20 protein-coding genes are annotated in these 26,606 nt (G+C 44.4%); 10 read left to right on the forward strand and 10 right to left on the reverse strand.

Features of this window, described 5'->3' with window-relative positions; translation table 11 throughout:
- Position 1 precedes the first annotated feature (1 nt).
- The 3 genes from fruA to fruB are packed head-to-tail and all read right to left on the reverse strand — an operon-like array spanning position 2 to position 3,895.
- A complete protein-coding gene (fruA, locus tag OCV56_RS24740) occupies positions 2–1,759 on the reverse strand; it encodes a PTS fructose transporter subunit IIBC (RefSeq protein ID WP_086712062.1) in 1,758 nt (585 codons plus the stop codon).
- Between the two features lie 15 nt (positions 1,760–1,774).
- Positions 1,775–2,752, reverse strand: coding sequence for a 1-phosphofructokinase (gene pfkB / locus OCV56_RS24745; RefSeq protein ID WP_086712061.1), 978 nt, complete (start codon positions 2,750–2,752; stop codon positions 1,775–1,777).
- 9 nt (positions 2,753–2,761) lie between these two features.
- Positions 2,762–3,895, reverse strand: coding sequence for a fused PTS fructose transporter subunit IIA/HPr protein (fruB, locus tag OCV56_RS24750; protein ID WP_086712060.1), 1,134 nt, complete (start codon positions 3,893–3,895; stop codon positions 2,762–2,764).
- Positions 3,896–4,269: 374 nt separating this feature from the next.
- Between fruB and cra the strand changes: the two genes are divergently transcribed.
- On the forward strand, positions 4,270–5,274 hold the full coding sequence (cra, locus tag OCV56_RS24755) for a catabolite repressor/activator (RefSeq protein WP_086712153.1): 1,005 nt from the start codon (positions 4,270–4,272) through the stop codon (positions 5,272–5,274).
- A gap of 133 nt (positions 5,275–5,407) precedes the next feature.
- On the opposite strand, the gene OCV56_RS24760 is transcribed toward cra, so the two are convergent.
- The 4 genes from OCV56_RS24760 to nirB form a co-directional block, all read right to left on the reverse strand.
- Positions 5,408–7,198: a bifunctional protein-serine/threonine kinase/phosphatase gene (locus OCV56_RS24760; RefSeq protein WP_086712059.1), complete on the reverse strand. Its 1,791-nt coding sequence runs from the start codon at positions 7,196–7,198 to the stop codon at positions 5,408–5,410.
- Between the two features lie 168 nt (positions 7,199–7,366).
- Complete coding sequence (locus OCV56_RS24765; RefSeq protein ID WP_060981506.1) at positions 7,367–8,836, reverse strand: NarK family nitrate/nitrite MFS transporter; 1,470 nt, start codon at positions 8,834–8,836, stop codon at positions 7,367–7,369.
- Positions 8,837–8,977: 141 nt separating this feature from the next.
- Positions 8,978–9,322, reverse strand: a complete 345-nt coding sequence (nirD, locus tag OCV56_RS24770; protein WP_060981505.1) for a nitrite reductase small subunit NirD — start codon at positions 9,320–9,322, stop codon at positions 8,978–8,980.
- A gap of 137 nt (positions 9,323–9,459) precedes the next feature.
- Positions 9,460–12,042, reverse strand: a complete 2,583-nt coding sequence (nirB, locus tag OCV56_RS24775; protein ID WP_086712058.1) for a nitrite reductase large subunit NirB — start codon at positions 12,040–12,042, stop codon at positions 9,460–9,462.
- 472 nt (positions 12,043–12,514) lie between these two features.
- On the opposite strand from nirB, the gene OCV56_RS24780 reads away from it, so the two are divergent.
- Together OCV56_RS24780 and OCV56_RS24785 are read left to right on the forward strand one after the other, a co-directional pair.
- The gene (locus OCV56_RS24780; RefSeq protein ID WP_086712057.1) at positions 12,515–15,097 is read left to right on the forward strand and encodes a molybdopterin oxidoreductase family protein; all 2,583 of its coding nucleotides are present in this window, start codon (positions 12,515–12,517) and stop codon (positions 15,095–15,097) included.
- Between the two features lie 161 nt (positions 15,098–15,258).
- On the forward strand, positions 15,259–15,855 hold the full coding sequence (locus OCV56_RS24785) for a hypothetical protein (protein ID WP_143691555.1): 597 nt from the start codon (positions 15,259–15,261) through the stop codon (positions 15,853–15,855).
- A 1,134-nt stretch (positions 15,856–16,989) separates the two neighbouring features.
- Here OCV56_RS24785 and OCV56_RS24795 read toward each other — a convergent pair.
- Positions 16,990–18,015 (reverse strand): IS110-like element ISVisp6 family transposase, encoded by a 1,026-nt coding sequence (locus OCV56_RS24795; protein WP_261901423.1) that lies wholly within the window; start codon positions 18,013–18,015, stop codon positions 16,990–16,992.
- A gap of 178 nt (positions 18,016–18,193) precedes the next feature.
- Between OCV56_RS24795 and OCV56_RS24800 the strand changes: the two genes are divergently transcribed.
- Complete coding sequence (locus tag OCV56_RS24800; RefSeq protein ID WP_086716361.1) at positions 18,194–18,748, forward strand: hypothetical protein; 555 nt, start codon at positions 18,194–18,196, stop codon at positions 18,746–18,748.
- Positions 18,749–19,108: 360 nt separating this feature from the next.
- On the opposite strand, the gene OCV56_RS24805 is transcribed toward OCV56_RS24800, so the two are convergent.
- Entirely contained in the window at positions 19,109–20,134 is a 1,026-nt protein-coding gene (locus tag OCV56_RS24805) for an IS110-like element ISVisp6 family transposase (RefSeq protein ID WP_261901423.1), read from the reverse strand.
- A gap of 92 nt (positions 20,135–20,226) precedes the next feature.
- Here OCV56_RS24805 and OCV56_RS24810 point away from each other — a divergent pair, with 92 nt between their 5' ends.
- The 3 genes from OCV56_RS24810 (at position 20,227) to OCV56_RS24820 (ending at position 22,149) form a co-directional block, all read left to right on the forward strand.
- Complete coding sequence (locus tag OCV56_RS24810) at positions 20,227–21,306, forward strand: GTP pyrophosphokinase (protein ID WP_086716372.1); 1,080 nt, start codon at positions 20,227–20,229, stop codon at positions 21,304–21,306.
- A 138-nt stretch (positions 21,307–21,444) separates the two neighbouring features.
- On the forward strand, positions 21,445–21,642 hold the full coding sequence (locus OCV56_RS24815) for a hypothetical protein (protein ID WP_228761246.1): 198 nt from the start codon (positions 21,445–21,447) through the stop codon (positions 21,640–21,642).
- Between the two features lie 90 nt (positions 21,643–21,732).
- On the forward strand, positions 21,733–22,149 hold the full coding sequence (locus tag OCV56_RS24820; RefSeq protein ID WP_228761245.1) for a hypothetical protein: 417 nt from the start codon (positions 21,733–21,735) through the stop codon (positions 22,147–22,149).
- 448 nt (positions 22,150–22,597) lie between these two features.
- Here the strand turns inward: OCV56_RS24820 and OCV56_RS24825 are convergent, their stop codons facing one another.
- Positions 22,598–23,623, reverse strand: coding sequence for an IS110-like element ISVisp6 family transposase (locus tag OCV56_RS24825; RefSeq protein WP_261901423.1), 1,026 nt, complete (start codon positions 23,621–23,623; stop codon positions 22,598–22,600).
- 92 nt (positions 23,624–23,715) lie between these two features.
- Between OCV56_RS24825 and OCV56_RS24830 the strand changes: the two genes are divergently transcribed.
- The 3 genes from OCV56_RS24830 (at position 23,716) to OCV56_RS24840 (ending at position 26,603) form a co-directional block, all read left to right on the forward strand.
- Complete coding sequence (locus OCV56_RS24830; RefSeq protein ID WP_143691572.1) at positions 23,716–24,396, forward strand: hypothetical protein; 681 nt, start codon at positions 23,716–23,718, stop codon at positions 24,394–24,396.
- A 149-nt stretch (positions 24,397–24,545) separates the two neighbouring features.
- Positions 24,546–26,066: an SIR2 family protein gene (locus OCV56_RS24835; RefSeq protein ID WP_086713734.1), complete on the forward strand. Its 1,521-nt coding sequence runs from the start codon at positions 24,546–24,548 to the stop codon at positions 26,064–26,066.
- 150 nt (positions 26,067–26,216) lie between these two features.
- Positions 26,217–26,603 (forward strand): hypothetical protein, encoded by a 387-nt coding sequence (locus OCV56_RS24840; protein WP_086713735.1) that lies wholly within the window; start codon positions 26,217–26,219, stop codon positions 26,601–26,603.
- Positions 26,604–26,606 lie beyond the last annotated feature (3 nt).

The raw sequence follows: 26,606 nt of genomic DNA on the forward strand, positions 1-26,606 counted from the left end.
ATTAAGCCTCTGCCGTTACTTTAGAGCCGCTCATCTTTTTAAGTGCTGCGTAACCAAAGCCTGTTACTGCTGTACCTGCTGCAATCGCCACTAGGTACATAAGCACTGGAGAGATGGCGCCAGGAATCAGTAGTACGAACAAGCCGCCGTGTGGAGCCATTAGCTGTGCACCAAACATCATTGATAGAGCACCCGTTAGTGCACCACCTGCCATACATGCTGGGATAACACGCATTGGATCTTTCGCTGCGAATGGAATCGCACCTTCAGAGATGAAACATAGGCCAAGAACGAATGATGCTTTACCTGCTTCACGCTCGCTTGCTTCAAACTTGTCTTTCACTAGGAAAGTCGCAAGACCCATACCTAGAGCTGGAACCATACCTGCTGCCATGATAGCCGCCATTGGTGCGTAAGTTTGCGAAGCCAGCAGACCAACACCAAATGTGTAAGCCGCTTTGTTTACAGGGCCACCAAGGTCGAAACACATCATTGCGCCTAGAATCACACCTAGAAGAATCGCGTTAGACGTACCCATGTTGTTTAGGAAGTCTGTCATTGCGCTCATCACGCCAGATACAGGACCACCCACAATGTAAACCATCACAAGGCCAGTGAACAAACTCGCAATAAACGGAATGATCAGGATAGGCTTGAGGGCTTCCATTGACTGTGGAAGCTGAACTTTGTCGGCAATGAGTTTTGCAGAGTAACCCGCAATGAAACCAGCCGCGATACCACCTAGGAAGCCAGCGCCCGTTGAGCTAGCCAGCATACCGCCAATTAGACCAGGAGCTAGACCCGGACGGTCAGCAATCGAGAATGCAATGAAACCAGCAAGAACGGGAATCATCAGAGCGAATGCAGAACCACCACCGATAGTCATCAGTGCCGCTGCTAGTGTGCCTTCTTCTTTAAACGCTTCGATACCGAATACGAAAGAAAGAGCGATGATCAAACCACCCGCAACAACCACAGGAAGCATGTGAGATACACCTGTCATCAGGTGCTTGTACACGCCTTTCTTCTCATCAGCGGGTGCTGAATTAGAAGAAGCTGTGTGTTGGTATGGTTTCGCTTCTGCGAATGCTTTTTCCATCTCTTGCTTTGTTTTCTTCAAAGCAGGACTTGTCGTTGTTTTGTATAGCGCTTTGCCGTTAAAACGATCCAGTGGTACATCGATATCTGCTGCGATGATAACAAGATCAGCGTCTGCGATTTCTTGGTCTGTTAGTTGGTTCTTCGCACCTACAGAGCCGCGAGTTTCCACTTTGATTTGGTGACCTAGGCGTTTGCCTTCGGCTTCAAGTGCTTCAGCTGCCATGAAGGTATGTGCAACACCCGTTGGACAAGCAGTAATCGCAACGATCTTTTTGCTGCCTGTTGTTTCTGTTGAAGCATTTGCCGAAGTACCCGTCACTTCAATAGTGCTTTCAACTTGAGAAGCTTCTAATACCGTTGCTTCTGCTGCCGCTTTCTCTAGAAATGCTTTTGCATCTGCAGTGCACTCAGAGATAGCTGCTTGGTAAACTTTTTTGCCGACAAAGCGCGCTTTATCAACGTTTGTGTTGGCTGCGATAACCACAACATCGCTGCTGTCGATAGCGTCTTGTGATACTGGAGATTCAGGTAACACGCTTGATTGACATTCAATAGCGGCGTTCCAACCCAGTGCTTTTGTCGCTTGTTCTAACAAGCCTGCGGCGATGATGCTGTTTGCTACGCCACTTGGGCAAGCTGTGATAATGGTAATATTCATAATAAACCTTTTGTCCTATTTGCTTGTGTCTAACTGGCTAGTTGGAGCACTAAGCGCCTGTAATTGGATATTTTGTAGTACTGAATCCAGCTCTTGTTGGCTGGTGATGCCCACGCCTACCTGTGAAACTGCTAGAGCAGATAGGGCGGTTGCGAATTTAATAAGTTCTGGTTTTGGCATCTGTTGCATGTGACCCCAACATAGGCCAGCAACCAAGGTGTCGCCTGCGCCTACTGTGCTCACCACTTGCATACGCGGCGGTTGAGCATGTAACCATTCACCTTGGTTTAGCCACATCACGCCTTCAGCGCCAAGTGATACCACGATGTTATCGATGCCTTTTTCACTCAGGGCTTGGCCTGCGTGTTGGCATTGGTCACGAGTTGTCAGTTCTGCATTGAACAGCTGAGACAGCTCTTCGTCGTTTGGCTTAATCAACCAAGGCTGAGCATTGATACCGGCTTTGAGTGCGTCACGGCTGCTGTCGAACAACACTTTTTTACCTAGGTCACGCAAGCGCTGTACCCAAGAAGCGCAAAGCTCTGGCGATACACCTTGTGGCAAGCTGCCTGCAATCACGAAGTATTCGTGGTCTTCAGCCAGCTCAAGCAAGGTTTCTTCAAACGCTTTAACAGCGTCAGCATCAACAGGAACACCTGGGAAGTTGATGTCGCTAACTTGGCCTGAGTTTTCTACTAATTTTACGTTGATACGAGTCGCGCCATCAACACGGATAAAGCGGTCAGTTGCGCCCATCTGTTCGAACAGTTGGCAGAAGGCTTCTGCATTATTGCGGCCAAGGAAACCTGTTACGGTAACCTTAGCGCCAAGTTCTGAAAGTACTTTTGCTACGTTTACGCCTTTGCCTGCTGCATGCAGAGAGCCTTTGTTTACTAGGCTAACTGAACCTACATTGAGTGCGTCGATAGCGCCAGTTAGGTCGAGAGCTGGGTTTAGCGTAACGGTAACGGCTTTGATTTGTTTATCAGACATATCGATTCCTTAACCTTCGCCAAGGCCTGAAACGATAGCTTTGCCAATCGATTCAAGTGCTTGTGCTGCGTCTTCACCTTCAGCAACAAACTGAAGCTGGTGACCGTGTTTAACGCCAAGTGCGATGACTTTCATCAAGCTCTTCGCGTTCACTTCTTTTCCGTCGCCATCTAGATTTGAAACGCGGATTGTTGATTCGAATTTCTTCGCTTCAGCAACCAGCATTGCACCCGGGCGAGCGTGTAGGCCGTGCGCGTTTTTGATTTTGAATACTGCGCAGTTGTCATCGTCTTGAGAGGCTGTAGAAACCGCTTCACCTTTTAGAAGACCAATCACTTGCGCAATGTCAGCTGTTAACAGTTGTTGCTGTTTACCTTCGAAAACCATCTTGCTTAGGTTTGCCAGAATAGATTGGTGCGCGCTGTTACAAGCTGCGAATGCAACTAATGCTTTCACTGGTGTGCCTTCGTACTCACAGTGGTTTGCTGTTGAAACAAACGATACGCCAGTGCGAGTTACGCCTTTATCGCTGCCCAACAACCACAGGCCTTGGCCTAGGTGAGTCGGTGTTTTTGTTACTAGGTCAGCAACGAATGCGTTGTCAGTACAGCCAGTGTTCTTAAGAAGACCGCCTGCAACTGCCGACATTTGAACCATGTCGCTTGCAGGGAACAGTAGCTGAACCAAAGAAGCGTCTAGGTCGGCTTCTAGCTGAACTTTGCCATTAAGTAGGGCGATGATTTCGTCTTCTGATTTCGCTTGCTTTAATTTCTCTTCAACACCATCTGCCGCTAGAACCTTAGTTAGCTGCTTAAGGATGCCTAAGTGCTCGTCAGATTTCGCTGCAATACCAATTGCTACGTAAACACGGTTGCCATCTGCCCAATCAATGCCTTCTGGGAAGTGGTGAACGGCTACGCCTGTCTCTTTTACTAGGCTACGCGTGTCCGTGGTGCCGTGAGGAATCGCGATGCCGTTACCTAGGAACGTAGAGTTCTGGTTTTCACGGTTCAGCATTCCTTCAACGTAGCCAGAGTCAACTAGGCCTTTCGCAGTTAGGTCGCCAGCAATGTTCTGGATAGCTTTGAATTTGTCATCGGCCGTTTGACCAAGAGTGATGTCAGATTTTGATAATTTAAGCATGGTGCCTCTTTAGCGTATCGCTTGAGAATTTGTGTATCGCTACGATTCAGTCTAGAGCAAATGATAGTGAACTTTACTCGTTGCTTTGCTCTTTGTTTTACTTTTGCTGAATCGGTTCAGCATTCAGTGTAAAAAAATTCAGCAAAGCCGATTTTGATAATCAAAATAGTTTTGCTGCGTGTCGTTAGTTTGGTTTGTCTCGTTAGTAACGACAAATGACGCTCAATCCATTCAAAAGGATGATTGAAGTCACTTTTCAGATTTTGCTGAATCCTTTCAGCTTTTATACTGAATCGATTCAGCATATAATTCAACTAATCCAAGGATCAGAAGATTGGTTATATGATCCTACGCACAAAATACAGGTCACCCATATGACACTAGATGAGATTGCCAAACTAGCCGGTGTGTCGAAAACCACAGCCAGCTATGTGATTAATGGCAAGGCGCAGAAATACAGAATCAGTGAGAAGACGCAGCAAAAAGTAATGGCAGTTGTCGATGAGTATAACTACCGTCCAGACCATGCTGCTTCGTCGCTGCGTGCTGGTAATAGCCGTTCATTTGGTTTGATTATTCCTGATCTGGAAAACAGCAGTTACGCGCGTTTAGCAAAATTGATAGAGCAGAACTCACGTAAAGTGGGCTATCAAATCTTGATCGGTTGCTCTGATGATGACGCCGAAACCGAACGCAAAGTAGCGGAAGCGCTGGTGAGCCGTCGTATTGATGCCTTGCTGGTGGCGAGCTCTATGCCAGACGCTAACGAGTTCTATTTGAAGCTGCAAAACTCAGGTACACCCGTAATCGCGATTGACCGTCCGTTAGACGATGAACACTTTGCTTGCGTAATCAGTGAAGATTTCGAAGCAGCGTTTGAACTGACGCATTCAATCCTTGATGACAGCATTCATAGTGTTGGTTTGATAGGTGCACTGCCAGATTTAAATATCTCACGCGAACGTCAGCTAGGTTTTGAAGCGGCAAATAAAGCGCATACTCAACAAACAGGGCTAACAGAAAATAAGCCGATGGTTGTGGGGTATGGCGAACACTTTGATCGAGAATCAGGGCGTGAGATTTTTGAGGGTTGGATTGCCAAGGGCACAGTGCCTGATGCGATTGTGACTATGTCTTACACCTTGCTAGAAGGTGTATTGGATGTGATGGTCGAAAAGCCAGAGCTGATCAATCAAGTGAAACTGGCAACCTTTGGTGATAATCGCTTATTGGATTTCTTACCTTTCAAAGTCCATTCACTGCCACAGCAATTCGAAGTGATTGCCGATAGTGCTTTTGCTTTGGCATTAAATGCGTCGGCTAAGCGTTACCAAGCGGGTATTGAGCTGGTACCAAGAAGCTTAGTAAAACGAGGCTAAACGCGGTTAGCTTGATCTCTGAGGTTTAACTAGAGCTTCGAGGTCAGCTAGAGCTTCAAGTTGAGTATGAGCCCCGTGGTCAGTTTGAACTTAAGGTTTAGCTAGAACTTAAGGTCTAGTTAGAACTTTTGGTTTAGTTAGAACTAAGCAATAAGCCAAACTCTACAATGGCAACAATGCCGAGCAACAAGGCCAGCACTTTCCAAAACTGGATTGGGTTTCGGTTTATCAAAGGTTGCTTGGCTTTACTTTTCACCAAGCTTTGGTTCGGTGTGTAAAGGTCTGCCACAAAATCCCCCAACACTTGATGACGTTCGCTTGGCGATTCCGCACAGGCTTTTTGTAACACCAAATCCACCCAACTTGGTAAGTCAGACCGTTTTTGTGTGATGGGTTGATATTCCCATCGATGGTGACGAGATTGATTAAGCGATTGTGCAGTCATCTCAGAGTAGGGCAATGTACCCGTTAGCATCTCATAGCCGATCACTGCGATAGAGAACAAATCTGAACTAGTGGTCGCCGTATTGTGCTTGATGGTTTCTGGTGCAATATAATTGACCGCGCCTAATGGTGTGTCGTCCTTGTCTGTGAGCTCTCCCTCTTCAAGGCCCCTCACTAACACTGCACCAAGGTCGATGATTTTTATCTCACCATCACGTTGAATCATGATGTTCTCGGGCTTTAAGTCTCGGTGCACCATATCTGCGCGTTGTAATACTCGAATGCCTTGCGTGATTTTTTCTAAGATTTCGCGCACTTCATTGAGTGACGGCTTTGGATTATCGTACATCCATTGTCTTAGCGTGATGCCTTCGACCCATTCGCAGATTTGATATAAGAATTGCGAGTGCTCTGGCGTTGGGTAAACCTTCATGATTTTCTTGTTGTGCAGCAATAGCCCCGCCCATTGTTCATTAAAGAACGCTCTGAGTTGCGAAGGACTATCGTGATATTGAACAGAAGGCACTTTGAGCACGAACTCGGTTTGTGTCTCTTTCTGCATCACACGATACACATGGCTTCTTGAGCCTGCATACAAAACCTCAAGTACCATGAAGTTGTCGATACTTTGCCCGAGTTTTAAAGCGGGTGGAATAGCGCGCTTGGCGAGTTTTTCATGAAATTCAATTAACGATGGTTTGGGTAGGTGACTGACTTGGACTATCAAACAGCTCACGTTGTCTGAGCTATTGTGGCTTAAGGCGGTATTGCAGATGCTTTGCGCGGCGTATTCGAAATCCGCACCGGGTTTATCGATGTGTTCTTTAAACGTGTTAGGGGAAACGAACTCATGTACACCATCCGATGTGAGGATAAAGCGGTCATTCTTCTTGATGGGTAAGGTTTGATAGTCAACATTGAGCTGATTATCCATGCCCAATGCTCTGGTTAAGTAATGCTTCTGCCCCATGTTCTTACGAGTGTGGTCACGGGTCAGTTGGCGTAAATCTCCATCTCTTAGCAAGTAAATACGACTGTCACCCACATGGAATAGATGGGCGGTGTTCGATTTCAGTATCACACTGCTGAACGTCGATACGAGCGCATTGTGGTTAACTTGTTGTGCGGGATGAATATTAGAAACAGAAGTGTTGAACAGCCAAGAGTTGAGCGAGGTTAGGACTTTTTGCGCTGAACGCTGAATGCTCCAACTTTGTGGCGTTGCGTAATAGTCGTCGATAAACTGCATCACGCTGGTGTGGCTGGCTTTCTGGCCGTGTTCACTGCAACTTGCGCCGTCTGCTATGCAGGCAACACTGCCTTTCAACTCTTGCTCCGCGCGAGTTTTAGGGTGTTTTACAATGATGGCGTCTTGGTTTTCATCACGGATGCCTTTATTCGAATAACCACCAAACTTGAGCGTTAACTGGTTATTAGATTCTGGCGTGACGACTTGCCCTTGGTTGAATGAAATTGTCATAACTGCTCTTCTTCTTAATTGGTCTTCTCTCACGTCCTTGAGAGAACATCCTAGGAAGAACAAAAGCCCTAGTGAACCTAGAGCCTTTGAACGCAGTACCAAAGTGGTGAAACACACCTTAGTACCACTCCCGATTCAATAATTCAGTGCTTCATGCTAGTGCTGTGACTAACTTGAAACATTGATTAGCGTGACACTGCCATCGTCGTTCACTTCAGCGATTTGTCCGTTTGGTTCTTCCATAAAGAACAGAGTCACAAAGCCAAGTACCGCTGTCGCAGCAATCACTAAGAAGAATGTTTGATAGCTCACGAATGACAATACGGTAAGGTAAACCACCGCACCAACGTTACCGTAAGCGCCAGTCATACCTGCGATTTGGCCTGTCATACGACGTTTAATCAGTGGTACTGTTGCAAACACCGCACCTTCCCCCGCTTGTACGAAGAATGAACATGCCATTGCCGCAACAACCGCTAACCATACTGGCCATGTGCTCTCTACCTGACCCATTGCGAAGTAACCTACAGCTAAACCTGCCGTTAGAATAAGTAACGTTGGTTTACGACCAAACTTGTCAGAAATCCAACCGCCACCTGGGCGAGACATGAGGTTCATAAAGGCATAAGCCGAAGCGACCATACCCGCAAGAACTGGCGTTAATTCAAACGTTTCCGAAAAGAATAGCGGTAACATAGAAACGACGGCGAGTTCTGAACCAAAGGTTGCGAAATACAACACGTTTAACACTGCGACTTGCTTGAATTTATATTGGTGAATTTCAGGCACTTCTTCTTTAAATACGTTCTTGTTTACTTTCCAAACTTGAGACACTTCGTATACGTACAGCGCAGCTAAACTTGCATATACAGCGTAAACTGCCATGTCAGACAACATGCCAATACCTGATGGAGACAGTTTCCAAGCCAACAGAGCCAGTGCCGCGTACATTGGGATCTTCATAATAAGTAGGAAGAAAAAGTCACCCTTTGATGTCACTTCCATCGCTGTTACTTGAGCAGGCTTGAAGTAGGTCGAACCTTTTGGTGTGTCGGATACGTTTTTGTAGAACACCACTGAGAACAGTAGGCTCATTACACCCGTGATACCGACCGCATAACGCCAGCCGTCTTCACCACCAAACGCTAGGGCTAGAGTTGGAAGTGTAAACGCCGCTGCTGCAGAGCCGAAGTTACCCCAGCCGCCGTAAATACCTTCTGCCGTACCCAGTTCATTGTGTGGGAACCACTCAGACACAAGACGAATACCGACAACGAAACCTGCACCGATGAAACCTAATAGGAAGCGTGCAATCGCCGCTTGAATGAAAGAGTCTGCCAGAGCAAACATAAAACAAGGGATTGAACAGACAGCGAGTAGCGAAGAGTAGACTAATCTTGGGCCATATCTGTCGGTCAACATACCAATGGCGACACGCGCCGGAATGGTTAATGCAACGTTGAGAATAAGGAGTGTTTTGATCTCTTCAGTAGAAAGACCCAGTGATGTTTTCACCATTTGCAGTAGTGGGGCAAAGTTGAACCACACAACAAAGGTGATAAAAAAGGCCATCCAACTTAGGTGTAAGACTTTCATCTTACCCGTAAATGAAAGCAGCGAAAATTTTGTGTTATCCATGGTTTAAATCCTTTAAATCTGGAAATTACCCGGTTTTAGCATCTGCGTTACTTCCGAAATTCGAACGCATTAATGTGGCTAAAACCTATGCCGAAATTGCTTACGCCTATAAAGCGTTTGCATGATGATGTCGGCGTTTAGTTAACTGGCGATAGCAAGCGGCGCGAGAACTTGAACTTGTTCTCCTAGCTTGCGAACTTCAAATTTCACGAGCTTGAGCTCGGGTTGTTCAAGACATTCGCCAGTCTCTAAGTGGTAATGCTGCTTGTATAAGGGCGAGGCCACGTAAGGCTCTCCGCTTAGTGAGCCAATAATACCACGTGACATCACGTTCGCCTTGCCGATAGGGTCGAAATTAGAGAGCCCATAAAGCGTATCGCTGCGTTTGCAGTAAAAAATAGCCACTTGGTTGTCGTCTACTTTTGCGCAGATCCCCCCGTTTGGAGTTAGGTCGCGTGTGCTGCATACGGTTGTCCAATTTTCCATGACTTTCTCCTGATCTAAATATAAAACTAATCATTAATTTAATTAGGGTGATAGCCGGCAGCAGTTTTCTTGGGCTGCGCCACTGCCGACTATCGATATTGGGTTTCGTTGTTACTGATTCACTCACTCAATGAGGCTTACGAAACTTCCGTGACTTCGATTTGGTCTGCTTTAGTCAGCTTTTCATCGCGTTTTGCATTCGAAGAATCACTCAAGCTCGGCTTAGGAAAACGTTGCTCTCGCTCTTTGATGAATGACAGGCTGGTGTCCATTTCTTCACTGTTGATGTAGTGCTGGAATCGCTTCATCTTTTCTGGGTTTTCAATGGTGGTTTTCCATTCACACTGGTATTTCTCGATGTTGAGTGCGATGTCCGCTTCGAGTTCTTCAGCAACATTTAGCTTGTCTTCAATCACGACTTGCTTGAGGTATTCAATGCCGCCTTCAAGGTTCTCCATCCATACCGATGTACGTTGTAGGCGGTCCGCGGTCCGTGTGTAGAACATCAAAACGCGGTCGATGTATTGAAGCAGTGTGGTTTCGTCCAAATCAGTGGCGAATAGGTCTGCATGGCGAGGGCGCATACCGCCGTTGCCACAGATGTAGAGGTTCCAACCTTTGTCTGTTGCGATAACACCAATGTCTTTCGATTGCGCTTCTGCACATTCACGAGTACAGCCAGAAACCGCAAACTTGATCTTGTGTGGCGAGCGTAAGCCTTTGTAGCGGTTCTCAAGTCGAATCGCTAACCCAACACTGTCGTCGACACCGTATCGGCACCAAGTGCTACCAACACATGATTTTACGGTACGAACCGATTTACCGTAGGCGTGGCCAGTTTCAAAACCTGCATCGATTAGCTTTTTCCAGATGATGGGCAGCTCGTTAAGTTGTGCGCCAAACAAGTCGACACGTTGACCGCCTGTGATTTTGGTATATAGGTCGAACTCTTTAGCGACTTCACCAAGCACGATTAGCTTATCTGGTGTGATTTCACCGCCAGCAATACGTGGTACCACAGAGTAGGTGCCATCTTTTTGCATGTTGCCGAGATAGATGTCATTGGTGTCTTGCAGTTCGATGTGTTGATCTTCGAGGATGTAATCGTTCCAGTAAGAAGCCAAAATTGAACCGACTGCTGGCTTACATACGGTACAACCTAGTCCGTTTCCGTGAGAATCTAACAGCTCATCAAAGGTCTTAATTTTGTTGACGCGGATGATGTCAGTGAGTTCTTGGCGAGAATAAGCAAAGTGCTCACAAATATCGTTAGAGACTTCAACACCTAGGTTACTTAGCTCACTATCCAGAACCTGTTTAGCAAGAGCAGAACAACCGCCACAACCTGTTGAGGCATTGGTGGTTTCTTTCAGTTCTGCCATGGTGGTGCAGCCAGCAGATACCGCGTCTTTAATGTCACCTTTGGTCACATCAAAACATGAACAAATCACAGCGCTGTCTGGCAGAGCTTCGACACCCATTGCCGAACCTGAATCATCCGCCAAGTTAGGTAAAATCAGTACCGATGGGTTCTCTGGCAGTGGCATGTCGTTTTGCTTGATTTGCAGTAGCGAGCCATAGGCTTCTGCGTCACCCACCAATACAGCACCGACAATCTTTGTACCGTCAGCTGAGATGATCAGGCGCTTATAAACTTGTTTGATTTCATCGTTATAGGTATACGACTGAGCGCCTTCCGTCTTGCCGTGTACTTCACCAATACTGGCCACATCGACACCAAGCAGTTTGAGTTTGGTACTCATGTCTGCGCCAGTGAATTCAGACTCGTCAGTGCCGTCAGAGACAATATGCGAAGCCGCGATTTTTGCCATAGAATAACCAGGGGCCACTAAGCCGAAGATCTTGTTGTCCCAAAGCGCACATTCACCAATGGCGTAGACGTTATCCATGCTGGTCTGACAGTGGTTGTTGATGACAATACCGCCACGTTCGCCAATCTCGACATCAGAGCTTCTTGCTAGCTCATCTTGAGGGCGAATACCTGCAGAGAATACGATCATGTCGGTTTCTAAATGGGTGCCATCCGCGAAGTTCATGCGGTAGCGAGAGGTTTCGCCTGCGACTATTTCAGATGTGGCTTTCTCGGTATGAACTTGCACACCAAGGTCTTCAATTTTTCTGCGCAGTAGGGCACCGCCACCGTCATCTAATTGAACGGTCATTAGGCGAGGTGCGAATTCAACCACATGGGTTTCTAAGCCAAGGTTTTTGACAGCGTTTGCGGCTTCTAAGCCAAGCAGACCACCACCAATGACCACGCCAGATTTGCTGGTTTTGCTTGAAAGCTCGATGGCGTCTAAGTCTTCGATAGTACGATAAACGTGACAGTGTTCTTGGTCGTTACCGGGAATAGGAGGAACAAAAGGGAAAGAACCCGTTGCCAAGATTAGCTTGTCGTAACTTTCAACATGACCACTCTCAGTGATCACTTGTTGATTAGCTGTGTCTAGCTTGGCTACCTTCTGGTTCAACAAGTAGTTCACGCCGTTGCTCTGGTAATACTCTTCACTGGTTAATGACAAGTCATCAGCGGTTTTACCATTAAAGTAGGCGGTTAGCTGAACACGGTCGTACGCTAGCCTTGGCTCTTCGCTAAAAGTAATTACATCAAACTCATCACTCTCTGATTGCAGGATGTTGTCGATAAATTTGTGTCCAACCATGCCGTTACCAACAACGACGATTTTCTTCTTGCTCATAATCCATTCCTTATTCTCGGCTTCATCATTACTAGCATCTAATTTCTAGTCGTTAGCAGGTGAATACCGGGTTGAGATTCCACTCAATTCATAATCACCAAGAAAAACAAAAATGTTTTTTCTAAGTCTTGGTTTTTAGTGGAGCAAGGAGGATGCCAGATTGTGGTCTGCTCATTTAAATAAAAATTAACATATAAAATTCAAAGGTTTAAAAATCCACAGTGGCACGTAATTACCCCTAAAGTGGTATGTTGGGTTTTTGTTAGATTGGCATAAATGAGCGTTTGTGGTGCAACTTTCTACAAGATGGTGCAAAAATTAAGTTTCCATCTTGATTAAGTTCTGCTGGATTCATTGTTGATATTTCCTTGCTTGTTAAGTTATTGTTTTATAGGGTTAATTTTTCAAGTTAAACAATTGGTGTTAAGTGGCGTGTTATTTGCTTGGTTCAAGTTATTACAATTATGGATAATTGAGCGAGAAACGGATGACCGATTCAAACAGCGGCTGGATAAAATCGACCTGTGCTTATTGCGGTGTGGGGTGTGGAATAGAAGCGAGACCGACATCGCTAGGAAAACTAGAAGTACGTGGTGATAAAGACCACCCGTCAAATTACGGAAAGCTATGTACTAAAGGGATTGCGCTTGGCGACACCGTCACGCCTTTAGGTCGTCTTACACAGCCAGCTCATATTCAGAATGACCAAAAACAAGAGCTGGATTGGAACAGTGCAACTCAGTTAGTCGCAGACAAATTCAATCAAACGATCGAAGAATTTGGAGCCGATTCGGTCGCGTTTTATGTTTCTGGTCAGCTGCTTACTGAAGACTATTATGTTGCCAATAAACTGATGAAAGGCTTCATCGGTAGCGGCAATATCGACAGTAATTCTCGCCTTTGTATGGCTTCAACTGTGGTTGGGCATAAGCGTGCATTTGGTGCAGACACAGTACCAGTTTGCTATGAAGACCTCGAGCAAGCAGAAGTGGTCGTCATCACGGGTTCAAACCTCGCTTGGTGTCACCCGGTCCTTTTTCAGCGCCTACGCGCTGCCAAGCAAGCCAACTCAGAAATGAAAGTGATCGTCATAGACCCGCGCTACACCGACACCTGTGAAATTGCTGATATACACTTGGCGTTGGAGTCTGGCTCAGACGTGGCGCTGTTCAATGGTTTGCTAGCCTACTTAGATGACAACGACAAACTCGATGCTGATTACATTGAAAAACACACCCAAGGTTTTACTGAAGCGATACGAACCGCCACAGATTACCGTTATACCGAATCAGGTTGGGGCAAAAAAAGCGTTCCTGAACTGACAGGGCTTAGCGAGCAACAACTCGAACAGTTCTACCAGTTATTCGCATCTAACGAGAAAGTGCTCACCATCTACTCCCAAGGTGTAAACCAATCTACTCAAGGGTGCGATAAGGTAAACGCCATTATCAACAGCCACTTGGCGACTGGCAAAATCGGTAAACCGGGCATGGGACCATTCTCTGTCACAGGCCAACCGAACGCGATGGGTGGGCGTGAAGTAGGCGGCTTAGCCAATACCTTAGCGGCGCACTTTGAATTTGGTGATCCACAATCACACCAAACCGTGAGCGAATTTTGGCAGACCGACAGCTTAGCCACTCACGCAGGGTTGAAAGCGATCGACCTGTTTGATGCCATGAATGAGGGCAAGATAAAAGCCGTGTGGATCATGGCAACCAACCCAGTCGTGAGCTTGCCTGACAGCGAGAAAATCAAAACAGCGTTAGAGAAGTGTCCGTTTGTGGTGGTGTCGGACTGCATTGCTGATACGGAGACCACACGTTTGGCTGATGTAGTGCTACCCGCGCAAGGGTGGAGTGAAAAGTCCGGCACTGTGACTAACTCTGAGCGTCGAATCTCACGTCAGCGCCGTATATTACCAAGCCCAGGAGAAGCCAAACCGGATTGGTGGATCTTAAAAGAAGTCGCGCAGAAAATGGGATTCAAAGACCAGTTTGACTTCCGCCACGAAGGCGAGATCTTCAAAGAGTATAGCGAGATGACAGCGCTCGGCAATGCAACGGGCAAAGCGCGTGATTTGTGCTTAATTGGATTAACCAAACTGGATGAAAAAGGCTATGGCGAGCTGACTCCACAGCAGTGGCCAGTACTTGAGTATCAACCAGAGATCATTGAGCAGCGCATGTTTACCAATGGCGAGTTCTTTACTGAATCTGGCAAGGCGCAGTTTATTGCGGTTGAACACGATAAGCCGATTGCTGATACCAGTGTCGAATTTCCGCTCATCATGAACACAGGGCGAATCCGAGATCAATGGCACACCATGAGCCGAACTGGCTTGGCTGCTGGCTTAGGTGAGCATACACCCGAACCTTTTGTTGCCATGCACCCAGACACGGTCGCTGCACTTGGTTTAGAAGAGTTTGGTTTAGATGCGTTTAACCACGCGACGATAAACCCAGTGGTGAAAGTGCGCAGCGCACAAGGCGAGTGCCAAGCGCGCTTAGTGGTAACCAAAGAGATGCGCCGTGAACAGGTGTTTATGCCTATTCACTGGAATGCGCCAACCGCCAAAGACAGTAAGCCGTGTGACTTGATCTTGCCTCATACCGATGCAGCCTCTGGTCAGCCAGAATTCAAACATACGCCCGTTGTGGTAGAGCCGTGTGGTTATCGCAGTGAAGCCGCGTTGGTCAGTGACAAAGTGATGGATTGCAGCGGCTTTGATTATTGGGTTCGCCAAAGAGTGGAGGGCGGTTTTCTGTATCGTATCTCTTCATCTAAGAACCCAATGGAGTTGGCGATTCAGCTTGCCAACACCCTTGATGCCTTACCAGAGCCAAACACGGATGCGATTAAATCACTCCATTACCACGGCAATAAATCGTTCAAGAATTACGGTTCTGCCAAGCTGGATCAATTTGGTGTGAAGCAAGCGTTCGTAGTGAACAGTAAGCTCGACCATGAAAGCATAGATTGGCTGGTGGCATGCCTAACCCGAGAAGCCGATGAAGAGTTTGAAGCCGAGTTTTTGAGTACATTGGCGAAGTAGCTGACTACCTCTAACCTATTCATACTTAAAGTTAAGCGCCGACAATTACGTCGGCGTTTTTGTTTTTAAGTATGCAATACCGATTGATTAAATAACAAGTTTCACATATCATTTTACGAATTGGTATGGTGTTCCATAATTTTCTAGGTAGAGGTAAATTGATGTCTAAATTGGCCATTTCTAAATTCTTTGAACAAAAACTGGAGGCTCCGCTTCACAACACCGTGTGGTCTTGGGGAAGTGAGAACGCCAAAGGGATTTACCTACGCGCATGGAACCGCACTAAAATCGGTGAGAAGTTTGATATTGCCAACAGTGGTATGGAAACAGACAACGATGGAAGAACTCGAGCGGGTGGTGTAGAGCGTGCAAAACACGTTAAAGCCATTGCCCAAGGGAAGCCTGGCTACATTGTTGCCATTGACGGAGAGGTTGATGATGAAGGCAAGTTGCATATTAAAGATTACAACGACAAAGCCGTATTTCGCATTTTATCGCTAACAGTGAACGAGCAGGGCAAAACGCTGGCCGAAGTTGATTATGATAACCCGATACTCATTGAAGCGATTGGCGAAGAGACCGACGTAGCCGCGATTATGGAAAGCCTAGAAGACAAACCCAAAGCGCTTGCCACATTAGCCAAGGCCGAAAAGCTCGGTTGGCAAATAACAGGCATGAACGACCAAGGCGTAACCATTCTACTCAAAGGCAAGAAAACTGGCCTTATCTCATACACTGGCGAATTCAGCGCTGCTTAGGAGTGACCATGTATAACCAAGGCGACCTGTGCCCACACTGTGGCTTAATCATCATGCTACCCACAGATCTAGAACCAAAATGCCTAGGCTGCGGCGAAGACATCAACCAAGAAGATGACGACTAACTCACACATTGAGTCACTTTCTACATTTTGCCGAAACTATATGGAAAATTTCTGCTTTTTGTCATGTTTGATAAAGAAGCTAGCTGGTAAGGTGCTGTTATTAAATGGGTTATTAGACAGAGTCAGAACATTTCAGATTACTAGACAGAATTGTTTCATGGACAAAATGCAGAATTATTCTGTCTAATATAGCTGTTAGTTTGCAATAGTAGAAAAGCGTTTTTGGTCAAAGAGCCTACTTCAGTGTTTGTGCTTTACACCTGTTCGTTTTCTGATCTCACGAACTTTCCGGTGGCACTATATGTGAAGTATTTATGGCAGGTTAGTCTATTACTGGTTCTAACTGTTTCGTAATGGTTCTTTTGCGCGGCTTCTTTTTCTTGGTGGCTAATTCGCAAGATGGTGGCATTTTTACACCTGGTTGTCAGGTTCATCGAACGCATCCTTTGTCAGCTAAAGTGCTTCAAACTGTGATGGCTTGTTGTATGTCGCTTCTTAGCCAAGTGCATTTTTCTGGTTGGGTTTGAGTTTGGTAGTTTTCAGTTTTACATTGGTGTTCAAAGCCAGTAGTTTTGTAACTAATTCAGCATCTTGGCGCTAAACTTTAGTTACATCGCGCAGCAATCTAACAAATTGTTCAAGAGGGATTCGCAACGCGTGGCATTTTTACTATGCGTTAGGTTTGGTGGTTAAGGTGGTTGCAGCACCTTCAGTACTGCATTGCTCACCCCTTAACAAGGCTACATGGATTCCCCCCAGGTTGTCAAACATCCGCTAAACTTATGTTGATTGGTTTTGGACTGCCGCTCTACATTCGGCCTACTTATCGACGATTCGCATACGTCGTGGCCCTGATGACTTTGCGCGACTGCGGTGCCTTATTCGTTAGATGACATCTAGTGTGTCCGCCGCATTAACAGGCTCTCCGCAAGTGGTCTTAACCTATCTCCATCATTAGCGTCTGCAATGACCCGGTGGGTTTAACTCTTTATGCTGCTTAGGTTTTTACTTAAGCAGCATAGTTTTCGTATTCGGTTTGATTGTGTAAAAGCGACCATATAATTCGTGCGTTCTTCGCGGCAAGTGCCACTATTGCTCGGTTCATTCCTCTGCGCTCCAGGACGCCTCGACACCACTGACTTAACTTATCTTGCTTGTCGCCAAGGTTGGCAATCACGGTCCTTGCTCCGTGAACTAATAGTGTTCGTAAGTATTTGTCGCCGTGTTTAGTTATCCGGCCTAAGCGAGGTTTCCCTCCTGTCGAATATTGCTTTGGTACTAAGCCTAGCCAAGCAGAGAAATCGCGACTTTTATCAAATTGAGAACCATTACCTATCGAAGCGAGTATCGCAGTAGCGGTTTGCGGTCCAATGCCACGAACCTTCATCACTCGTTGAACATTAGCGCTGACCTTAGCAAAAGAATCGAAGACTTGTTCAGTATCTGCGATACGTTGATTCAATTCTCCAAGGTGTTGGTAAGCATCGGCAATTACTGTTCTTGCGAGGTGTGGCAGTTCATTTTCTGCATCTTCGAGCATTAAGGGAACCTGTTTCATCAATGAAGAGCGACCAACAGGAATGATTAATCCGAATTCAGAAAGCAGGGCACGCATGCGATTCATAAGCGCGGTGCGTTCACGAACCCAATGCTCTCTCATTCTATGTACCGATAGGATGGCTTGTTGCTCGGGGGATTTTACGGGTACAAAGCGAGTTGATGGACGCTGAACAGCTTCGCATATGGCAACAGCATCATTAAGGTCATTCTTTCCCTTAGTTCGATAAGGAACTACGTATTTAACGGCCATAATACGGGCGTCATGCCCCAGTTTATTGAGTGTTCTTGCCCAATAATGTGCACCACCACACGCTTCGACGCCTATACGCATGAGTGGCATATTTGCTATTGTAGTCAGTAGTTTAGAGCGGGTTACTGACTTATGAAGTATGACCTTACCATTTTGGTCTACGGCATGAAGACTGAAGTGGTTTTTAGCTAGGTCGATACCGCAGAAATAAGAATAATCAGACATGGTGCCTCCGATGCATTTAAGTACCACATAAGTGTGGCAGATCCTCGGTAGGGGGAATCCATGTCATTCGTTAGCTGCCTCAACGGCAAACCTCACGTTTATTCATGAAGTGACTCATGTGCCGATTATGCTTTAAAATGCACATGTTTTTACTTATTTGTTTATTTGGAGATAGTTCTTGGAATTGGATACTGCAACAATGGTCTCAATTGGCTCTGCCGTGGTGGCTGCGCTAGCGTTACTTTGGGCTATGTATACACACTTCAGTACTCGTAAGGTCGCAAAATTAACTTATGAGGTATCGCAACTTTCAGATTTTGGTGTGCCTGAATCTTTCATCTCTGATATGCCTCATTCTCCAGTAGCTATTACAGTCACAAGTCGTGGTAATAAGGGTACAGACAATATTATCCTGCGACTGAAAACAACTGCGCCAATTGAAAACTTCGAAGTATTTCCTACTTCTATGGCAGTGATACACAACGAAAACGAGTTGAGCATTGAATCGGCAAGGTTGAACCCTTCTCAAGAAATAAAGCTGTTTATTCGGTGTGCGGGCTCTCCAGTTGAAGATCAAATCCAAGATTTAGATCTAACACACTCAGAGGGGGCAGGGGTAAATGAAGGCACCATTCAGTCACTCTCATTCTCGTTTATGGGGATAGAAATAGACTACAACCCAGTGACCTTGACTACATCGATTGTAAGGTTGGGTCCATTTAGCTTTCGGTAGGCAGCTAACAAAGCATTTAAGAGTGATTCGCAACACTTGGCAGTTTCGCTTCGCTCAAGTATAGCCAAGCGCCGCTCACACCTTAATGCGGCTACATGGATTCCCCCCAGGTTGTCAAACATCCGCTAAACTTATGTTGATTGGTTTTGGACTGCCGCTCTACATTCGGCCTACTTATCGACGATTCGCATACGTCGTGGCCCTGATGACTTTGCGCGACTGCGGTGCCTTATTCGTTAGATGACATCTAGTGTGTCCGCCGCATTAACAGGCTCTCCGCAAGTGGTCTTAACCTATCTCCATCATTAGCGTCTGCAATGACCCGGTGGGTTTAACTCTTTATGCTGCTTAGGTTTTTACTTAAGCAGCATAGTTTTCGTATTCGGTTTGATTGTGTAAAAGCGACCATATAATTCGTGCGTTCTTCGCGGCAAGTGCCACTATTGCTCGGTTCATTCCTCTGCGCTCCAGGACGCCTCGACACCACTGACTTAACTTATCTTGCTTGTCGCCAAGGTTGGCAATCACGGTCCTTGCTCCGTGAACTAATAGTGTTCGTAAGTATTTGTCGCCGTGTTTAGTTATCCGGCCTAAGCGAGGTTTCCCTCCTGTCGAATATTGCTTTGGTACTAAGCCTAGCCAAGCAGAGAAATCGCGACTTTTATCAAATTGAGAACCATTACCTATCGAAGCGAGTATCGCAGTAGCGGTTTGCGGTCCAATGCCACGAACCTTCATCACTCGTTGAACATTAGCGCTGACCTTAGCAAAAGAATCGAAGACTTGTTCAGTATCTGCGATACGTTGATTCAATTCTCCAAGGTGTTGGTAAGCATCGGCAATTACTGTTCTTGCGAGGTGTGGCAGTTCATTTTCTGCATCTTCGAGCATTAAGGGAACCTGTTTCATCAATGAAGAGCGACCAACAGGAATGATTAATCCGAATTCAGAAAGCAGGGCACGCATGCGATTCATAAGCGCGGTGCGTTCACGAACCCAATGCTCTCTCATTCTATGTACCGATAGGATGGCTTGTTGCTCGGGGGATTTTACGGGTACAAAGCGAGTTGATGGACGCTGAACAGCTTCGCATATGGCAACAGCATCATTAAGGTCATTCTTTCCCTTAGTTCGATAAGGAACTACGTATTTAACGGCCATAATACGGGCGTCATGCCCCAGTTTATTGAGTGTTCTTGCCCAATAATGTGCACCACCACACGCTTCGACGCCTATACGCATGAGTGGCATATTTGCTATTGTAGTCAGTAGTTTAGAGCGGGTTACTGACTTATGAAGTATGACCTTACCATTTTGGTCTACGGCATGAAGACTGAAGTGGTTTTTAGCTAGGTCGATACCGCAGAAATAAGAATAATCAGACATGGTGCCTCCGATGCATTTAAGTACCACATAAGTGTGGCAGATCCTCGGTAGGGGGAATCCATGTCATTCGTTATATTATTTAGAGGATTAGTATGAAAGATAGTGATGAGATAATAAAAGAGTATAGTAAAGATAAGGCGGTCTATGATTCTTTAGAAAAAGTGACCAACGGGCTAATTTCAACCTTACTATCAAATGATTCAATCGATGTTCATTCAATTACAAGTCGATGTAAAACTGTAAGTAGTCTACGCGGAAAAGTAAATCGTCCAGATAAAAGTTACTCTTCGTTAAAAGATATTACTGATATCGTAGGGCTCCGTGTTACTACGTACTTCTCCGATCATGTGGATATAATCTCACAAATTATCGAGAATGAATTTGTTGTAGACAGAGAAAACTCCATTGATAAGCGCAAAGCAATTGAACCAGATCGGTTTGGATACATGTCTCTTCACTTGGTAGCAGAGCATGCTGATACTCGGACAAATCTCCCAGAATATAAGAAGTTTAAAGGTATTAAGTTTGAAATACAGATCCGAACTATTCTTCAACATGCATGGGCAGAAATTGAACATGACATAGGGTACAAATCTAGTTCTCAAGTTCCTGTTAGCTTGAGACGCAGATTCTCAAGACTGTCTGGACTTTTGGAGTTGGCTGATGAAGAGTTTTTCGGTATAAGAAATGAAATCAGTGCTTATAAGAATGAATTGGTAGACTCGATAAAATCAAATCCTCTTTCTGTAAATTTAGATCTAGATTCAATTGAAAGTTTTGTTAGTAACAATGAACTGGTAAATGAATTGGAAAATGAATTCAGTAAGGTCTTCAATTGTCCATTAACTGATAGCAGTAGAAATATGTTAAGCCGATTCCTTAATCATATGAATAGTTTGGATATTAATACTATTCATGACTTGTCTGACGCATACCTTCAAAGTCAGCAGTATTTAGTACCATTCTTAGAGATCTGGCTCATGGATCCAGATGGTTCAAAGGCTAAATTCCCGTCGGTTGAACGCGGAATCTCGCTCTTATATGTATGCTACATCACATTAGCATTGAGAGATGATGAAAAGTATTTCCAGAAATTTATAGAGAACTCTAAGTTTGGAGCTAATATCGAAAGTAAAATTAAGTCAACCTTCTCTCGTTTAAGCGTTGAATAATATAACAAACAATTTAAGATTGATTCAGCACGCTTGGCATTTTTGTTTGAGTTAAGTTCAGTGTTTACGGCGGTTAAATTGAGTATTGTGGTCGCGTGCTTCACACCTTAATTGGGCGTTATATTTCAGGAGAACAAAGTGCAGTTAAATCGAAGTTTCATTCTAAAAATTAAAAACTCTCTAGAAAACTCAGCTTTCAGTGCTGATGACTTCGAATTTGAGTTTCCAGTTAATGATGAGTTAATTATCATTACCTTTTCTCATCATCCTCAATTTCAGTTCTCAATTCGTGAAGTTCAATATTCAAATGAGATTAAGAAGTCAAAGCCGATTTAACATGACATCTTCAGCAGAGCGCTGCGTGGGCAGCCTAAAGGTGATGAGACTGAATTTATTACGGAGCAAATCCGAGAGTTCGAAGTTACGATGTCCCCTGGTGAACTCAAGTCTGTAAATCAATTTAGAGAATCTAACTTGGGGCGTGTTACGTACGATATTGAAAGTTGGTGCAGTAATATCGAATCTGAACTAGTAGTTTTGTATGCGGAACCCCCATCTTGTGATGATCAGTTAGCTAACCAAATTGATGAAATGTTTCCTAATGAAATGCTTGATTCTGAAGAGCGCTTTAGTGAATTGGAATTGGAAGCCTTAAAAGAAAATTTAGAAAGCCTCTTTGATCGAATCAACGATATTCGGGAAGAATGTAATCTATCGGAAGAAAGGCTCAAGACTTTGCACGCTGCGCTAAACAAAGCACAGAACAATGCCAAATTCTATCCAAAAGGAGCGTGGTTACGCTTTAACAAAGCAAAAATTACTGGCTCATTAAAAAATTGTTAGCAGCCCCATAAATCAGGCAGCTAGGCTATGAAGTCATAAAGAAGATTGTGTTGAAAGAAATATAACAAACTGTTTAAGAGTGATTCCTAACGCTTGGCATTTTCAGTGTTAATTTGGAGTTAGGTGTTTACGGTGTAATCATTGGGTTTAGTGGTTGCGTTACTCACACCTTAACAGGGCTACATGGATTCCCCCCAGGTTGTCAAACATCCGCTAAACTTATGTTGATTGGTTTTGGACTGCCGCTCTACATTCGGCCTACTTATCGACGATTCGCATACGTCGTGGCCCTGATGACTTTGCGCGACTGCGGTGCCTTATTCGTTAGATGACATCTAGTGTGTCCGCCGCATTAACAGGCTCTCCGCAAGTGGTCTTAACCTATCTCCATCATTAGCGTCTGCAATGACCCGGTGGGTTTAACTCTTTATGCTGCTTAGGTTTTTACTTAAGCAGCATAGTTTTCGTATTCGGTTTGATTGTGTAAAAGCGACCATATAATTCGTGCGTTCTTCGCGGCAAGTGCCACTATTGCTCGGTTCATTCCTCTGCGCTCCAGGACGCCTCGACACCACTGACTTAACTTATCTTGCTTGTCGCCAAGGTTGGCAATCACGGTCCTTGCTCCGTGAACTAATAGTGTTCGTAAGTATTTGTCGCCGTGTTTAGTTATCCGGCCTAAGCGAGGTTTCCCTCCTGTCGAATATTGCTTTGGTACTAAGCCTAGCCAAGCAGAGAAATCGCGACTTTTATCAAATTGAGAACCATTACCTATCGAAGCGAGTATCGCAGTAGCGGTTTGCGGTCCAATGCCACGAACCTTCATCACTCGTTGAACATTAGCGCTGACCTTAGCAAAAGAATCGAAGACTTGTTCAGTATCTGCGATACGTTGATTCAATTCTCCAAGGTGTTGGTAAGCATCGGCAATTACTGTTCTTGCGAGGTGTGGCAGTTCATTTTCTGCATCTTCGAGCATTAAGGGAACCTGTTTCATCAATGAAGAGCGACCAACAGGAATGATTAATCCGAATTCAGAAAGCAGGGCACGCATGCGATTCATAAGCGCGGTGCGTTCACGAACCCAATGCTCTCTCATTCTATGTACCGATAGGATGGCTTGTTGCTCGGGGGATTTTACGGGTACAAAGCGAGTTGATGGACGCTGAACAGCTTCGCATATGGCAACAGCATCATTAAGGTCATTCTTTCCCTTAGTTCGATAAGGAACTACGTATTTAACGGCCATAATACGGGCGTCATGCCCCAGTTTATTGAGTGTTCTTGCCCAATAATGTGCACCACCACACGCTTCGACGCCTATACGCATGAGTGGCATATTTGCTATTGTAGTCAGTAGTTTAGAGCGGGTTACTGACTTATGAAGTATGACCTTACCATTTTGGTCTACGGCATGAAGACTGAAGTGGTTTTTAGCTAGGTCGATACCGCAGAAATAAGAATAATCAGACATGGTGCCTCCGATGCATTTAAGTACCACATAAGTGTGGCAGATCCTCGGTAGGGGGAATCCATGTCATTCGTTATGTGATTTTTGAGGTTTGTGTGAAAAATTGGTTAGAAAGAAATAAAATTTACTTTGAAACATTAGCTCCAGTTCTAATAAGTATTGCTGCATTGCTTGTTTCGGTTTCATCTTATTTGCTGACTGAAAAGCAGTTACGAATAGCATCTTTAGACGCCGAGCCGAATATATTTTTAAAAGAAGTCTACCTTTATGATCCGACACTAAAACGCGCATATGAGCAAGAATTAAGGATCTTCAATTCAGGTGAAAGTATTAGTAACTTTGATGCTAGTTTGCATACTATTGTAGAAGTTGAGTTTTTTACACCACAGGGGAAGCAAACGACATATGTTCCTCTTTATGGTTATTATCATGGTTGGTATCCGACAGCTGAACCAACTGGAGAGCTAACGTTGGTGAAAGGGCATCTCAATAATGAACGCTTTTTTGATGTCATTTGGTCTTTGAAAGATCCCAAATTTGTTGAAGAGCATGGGACAGTGTTTTTACGGTTAAGGCACTCTGTTGAAGTTACATACAGAAATAAGTTAGGGGAGAAGGGACAAAAGTACTTCATTGACCATTCTCCAGCATCAAAAAATCATTATTTAGCTTTCAATAGAAATTTTGATCCACTTAAAGCCAAGGACGTATCAGATCTCAACCTTGAGCACTTGAGTCTGGTGATTAATGAAAAGAAATTAGCTATGGCACACTAATCACATAACAAACAATTTAAGAGTGATTCACCACGCTTGGCATTTTTGGTTTAGGTCAAGTTCAGTGTTTACGGTGTCCAAATTAAGTTGTGTGGTCGCGTGGTTCACACCTTAATTGGGCGTTAGTTTAATTTAGGTATGAGTTCAGAATGTTAATAGAAAAATATATATCAATGATTGATGAAGGTGGTCCGAAGAGTTATTACTCTTTTGAAACGTTGGTTCAGCATTTGTTAAAGAAGCATGTTGAAAGTCAAAATAAACCTTTTAGTCATTTCGACCGAAGAAAGATGGCTGATTTTGGGGATGCTATAGCTCCTGAAGGTTTTGATAATTTTGATGGTCCAACACTAATTGAAGTCAAATTCAATCTAGATAATGTACATTTCAAGAAGTATATTGAGCGATTATTTCGTTTTACCGAATATAGTGATTTAAAGTCTGAGTTTAAGCACCTAATCATAATATCAGCTAAACCTATACCAGCTCGTTTTGTTGAAAGATATGGGGAAATATTGTCCTCGGGAAACTGGCCATTTAAAGTGAGTTTATGGGGGCCAAAGGAATTAAATATAGTAGTAGAAAAACATCAGCAGCTTGCAGAAGAAATTGCAAATAACTTGTTCTCATTGAGACTTGATGATGCCATTAAAAATCAAAGTGTCGATTGGAAACAAGAACGAACAAATACAATTGAAACGATAGCTAGTTGTTATAAAAGAGGGCAGTTTTCTTTAATACTAGGCGCTGGTGTTTCGAGTAGTGCAGGTATGCCTGATTGGAATACGCTTTTAAATTCGCTATTTGTAAGGTATATGGCGATGAAATTTGATGGCGATATGACAATCTCCGATGAGGATATTACAGAACTTGTTCAGAGGTTGAACGTTATAGACGAACCTTCTGCTCTCATGGCTGCTCGTTATTTGCGCAGAGGGCTATCTAACAATGGTCGAGATGCTCAAGGTTTTATTGAAGCTGTCACTGATAGCCTTTACAAGCTAAGAAATACATCATTCGATATTAATTCACCACTAATTAAGTCGTTATCTTCTATGTGTATACCTAGACGAACAGGAGCTAAGATTAAATCAGTAGTTACATATAATTTTGATGATTTATTAGAGCGTCAATTGTCGAGTGATTCTATTCAATTTAGGTCAATTTATACTGAGAATGAAAGTTATGATCCTGATGACTTGCCAGTATACCATGCGCATGGTTTTTTGCCTGAAGACCAATCAAATTATCAAGACTTAAATGAATCTACGTTGGTTTTTTCTGAGGAAGGCTATCATCATATCTATTCTAATCCATATCATTGGTCTAATTTAGTCCAACTTAATACTTTTAGAGAAAATAATTGTTTGATGGTTGGTTTATCTATGACAGATCCTAATTTGAGAAGGCTTCTGGATATATCATCAAAAAATTTAGAACATAGTAAACACTTTGCATTTATGAAGCGTTTAACTGCTGGTGACTTTTGTTTTAACGGTACTGAAACGGTGGAAAATCAAATAATTGGCAATGTGGAGTCAGCTGAAAAGTTTTTGAAACAACATCATACGCTTAATGAAGAGCTGATGCGAGAACTTGGGGTCACAATAGTCTGGTATGAGAACTACGCAGAAATCCCTGAAATTATTGCGCGTGTCGTGGGAAATTAAACTAACAAAGCCATCAACACGATTTATTACATTCGGCATTCTAGGTTTACTTTAGTTTCAGTGAATTAGGTGGTAAATTTGGCTTTTGCGCCATAGTAATAAACGTGTTATGGCGGCGTTAGGCATTCCAGAGTTTGAGGTAGGTAAGTTGTGATATATGGAACAAGGGCTGATAGCTCTATAGAAGATAGAATAGCTGCAGAATCTGTAAGAGAAAGGGTGTTTCTAGCTGTTCAGGAACTATGTGTTGGACGTGGTGATGTTAGAAGTCGATTAATTCCAGCGATAAATACATTATTGCCATTAAGTGCTAGTGAATTTCCCGAAGTACTGCAAAGTGACTTTGAATGGGTTATGAGTGAATCGATGAAATACAAATCAGATATTCCAATGCATCGAAGCGATCTTGAAGCAACGATGAAGCGGATATATAACTCGACGGGTGAGAAAATCGCTCAAAGAATATTCGACATGTATAAGGCTATTCAGGATATCCGAGGTTTTCCTCTATTAGGGAATCGTAAACCAAGTGAATGAATG

This window comes from Vibrio gigantis (assembly GCF_024347515.1).
Taxonomy (GTDB): Bacteria; Pseudomonadota; Gammaproteobacteria; order Enterobacterales; family Vibrionaceae; genus Vibrio; species Vibrio gigantis.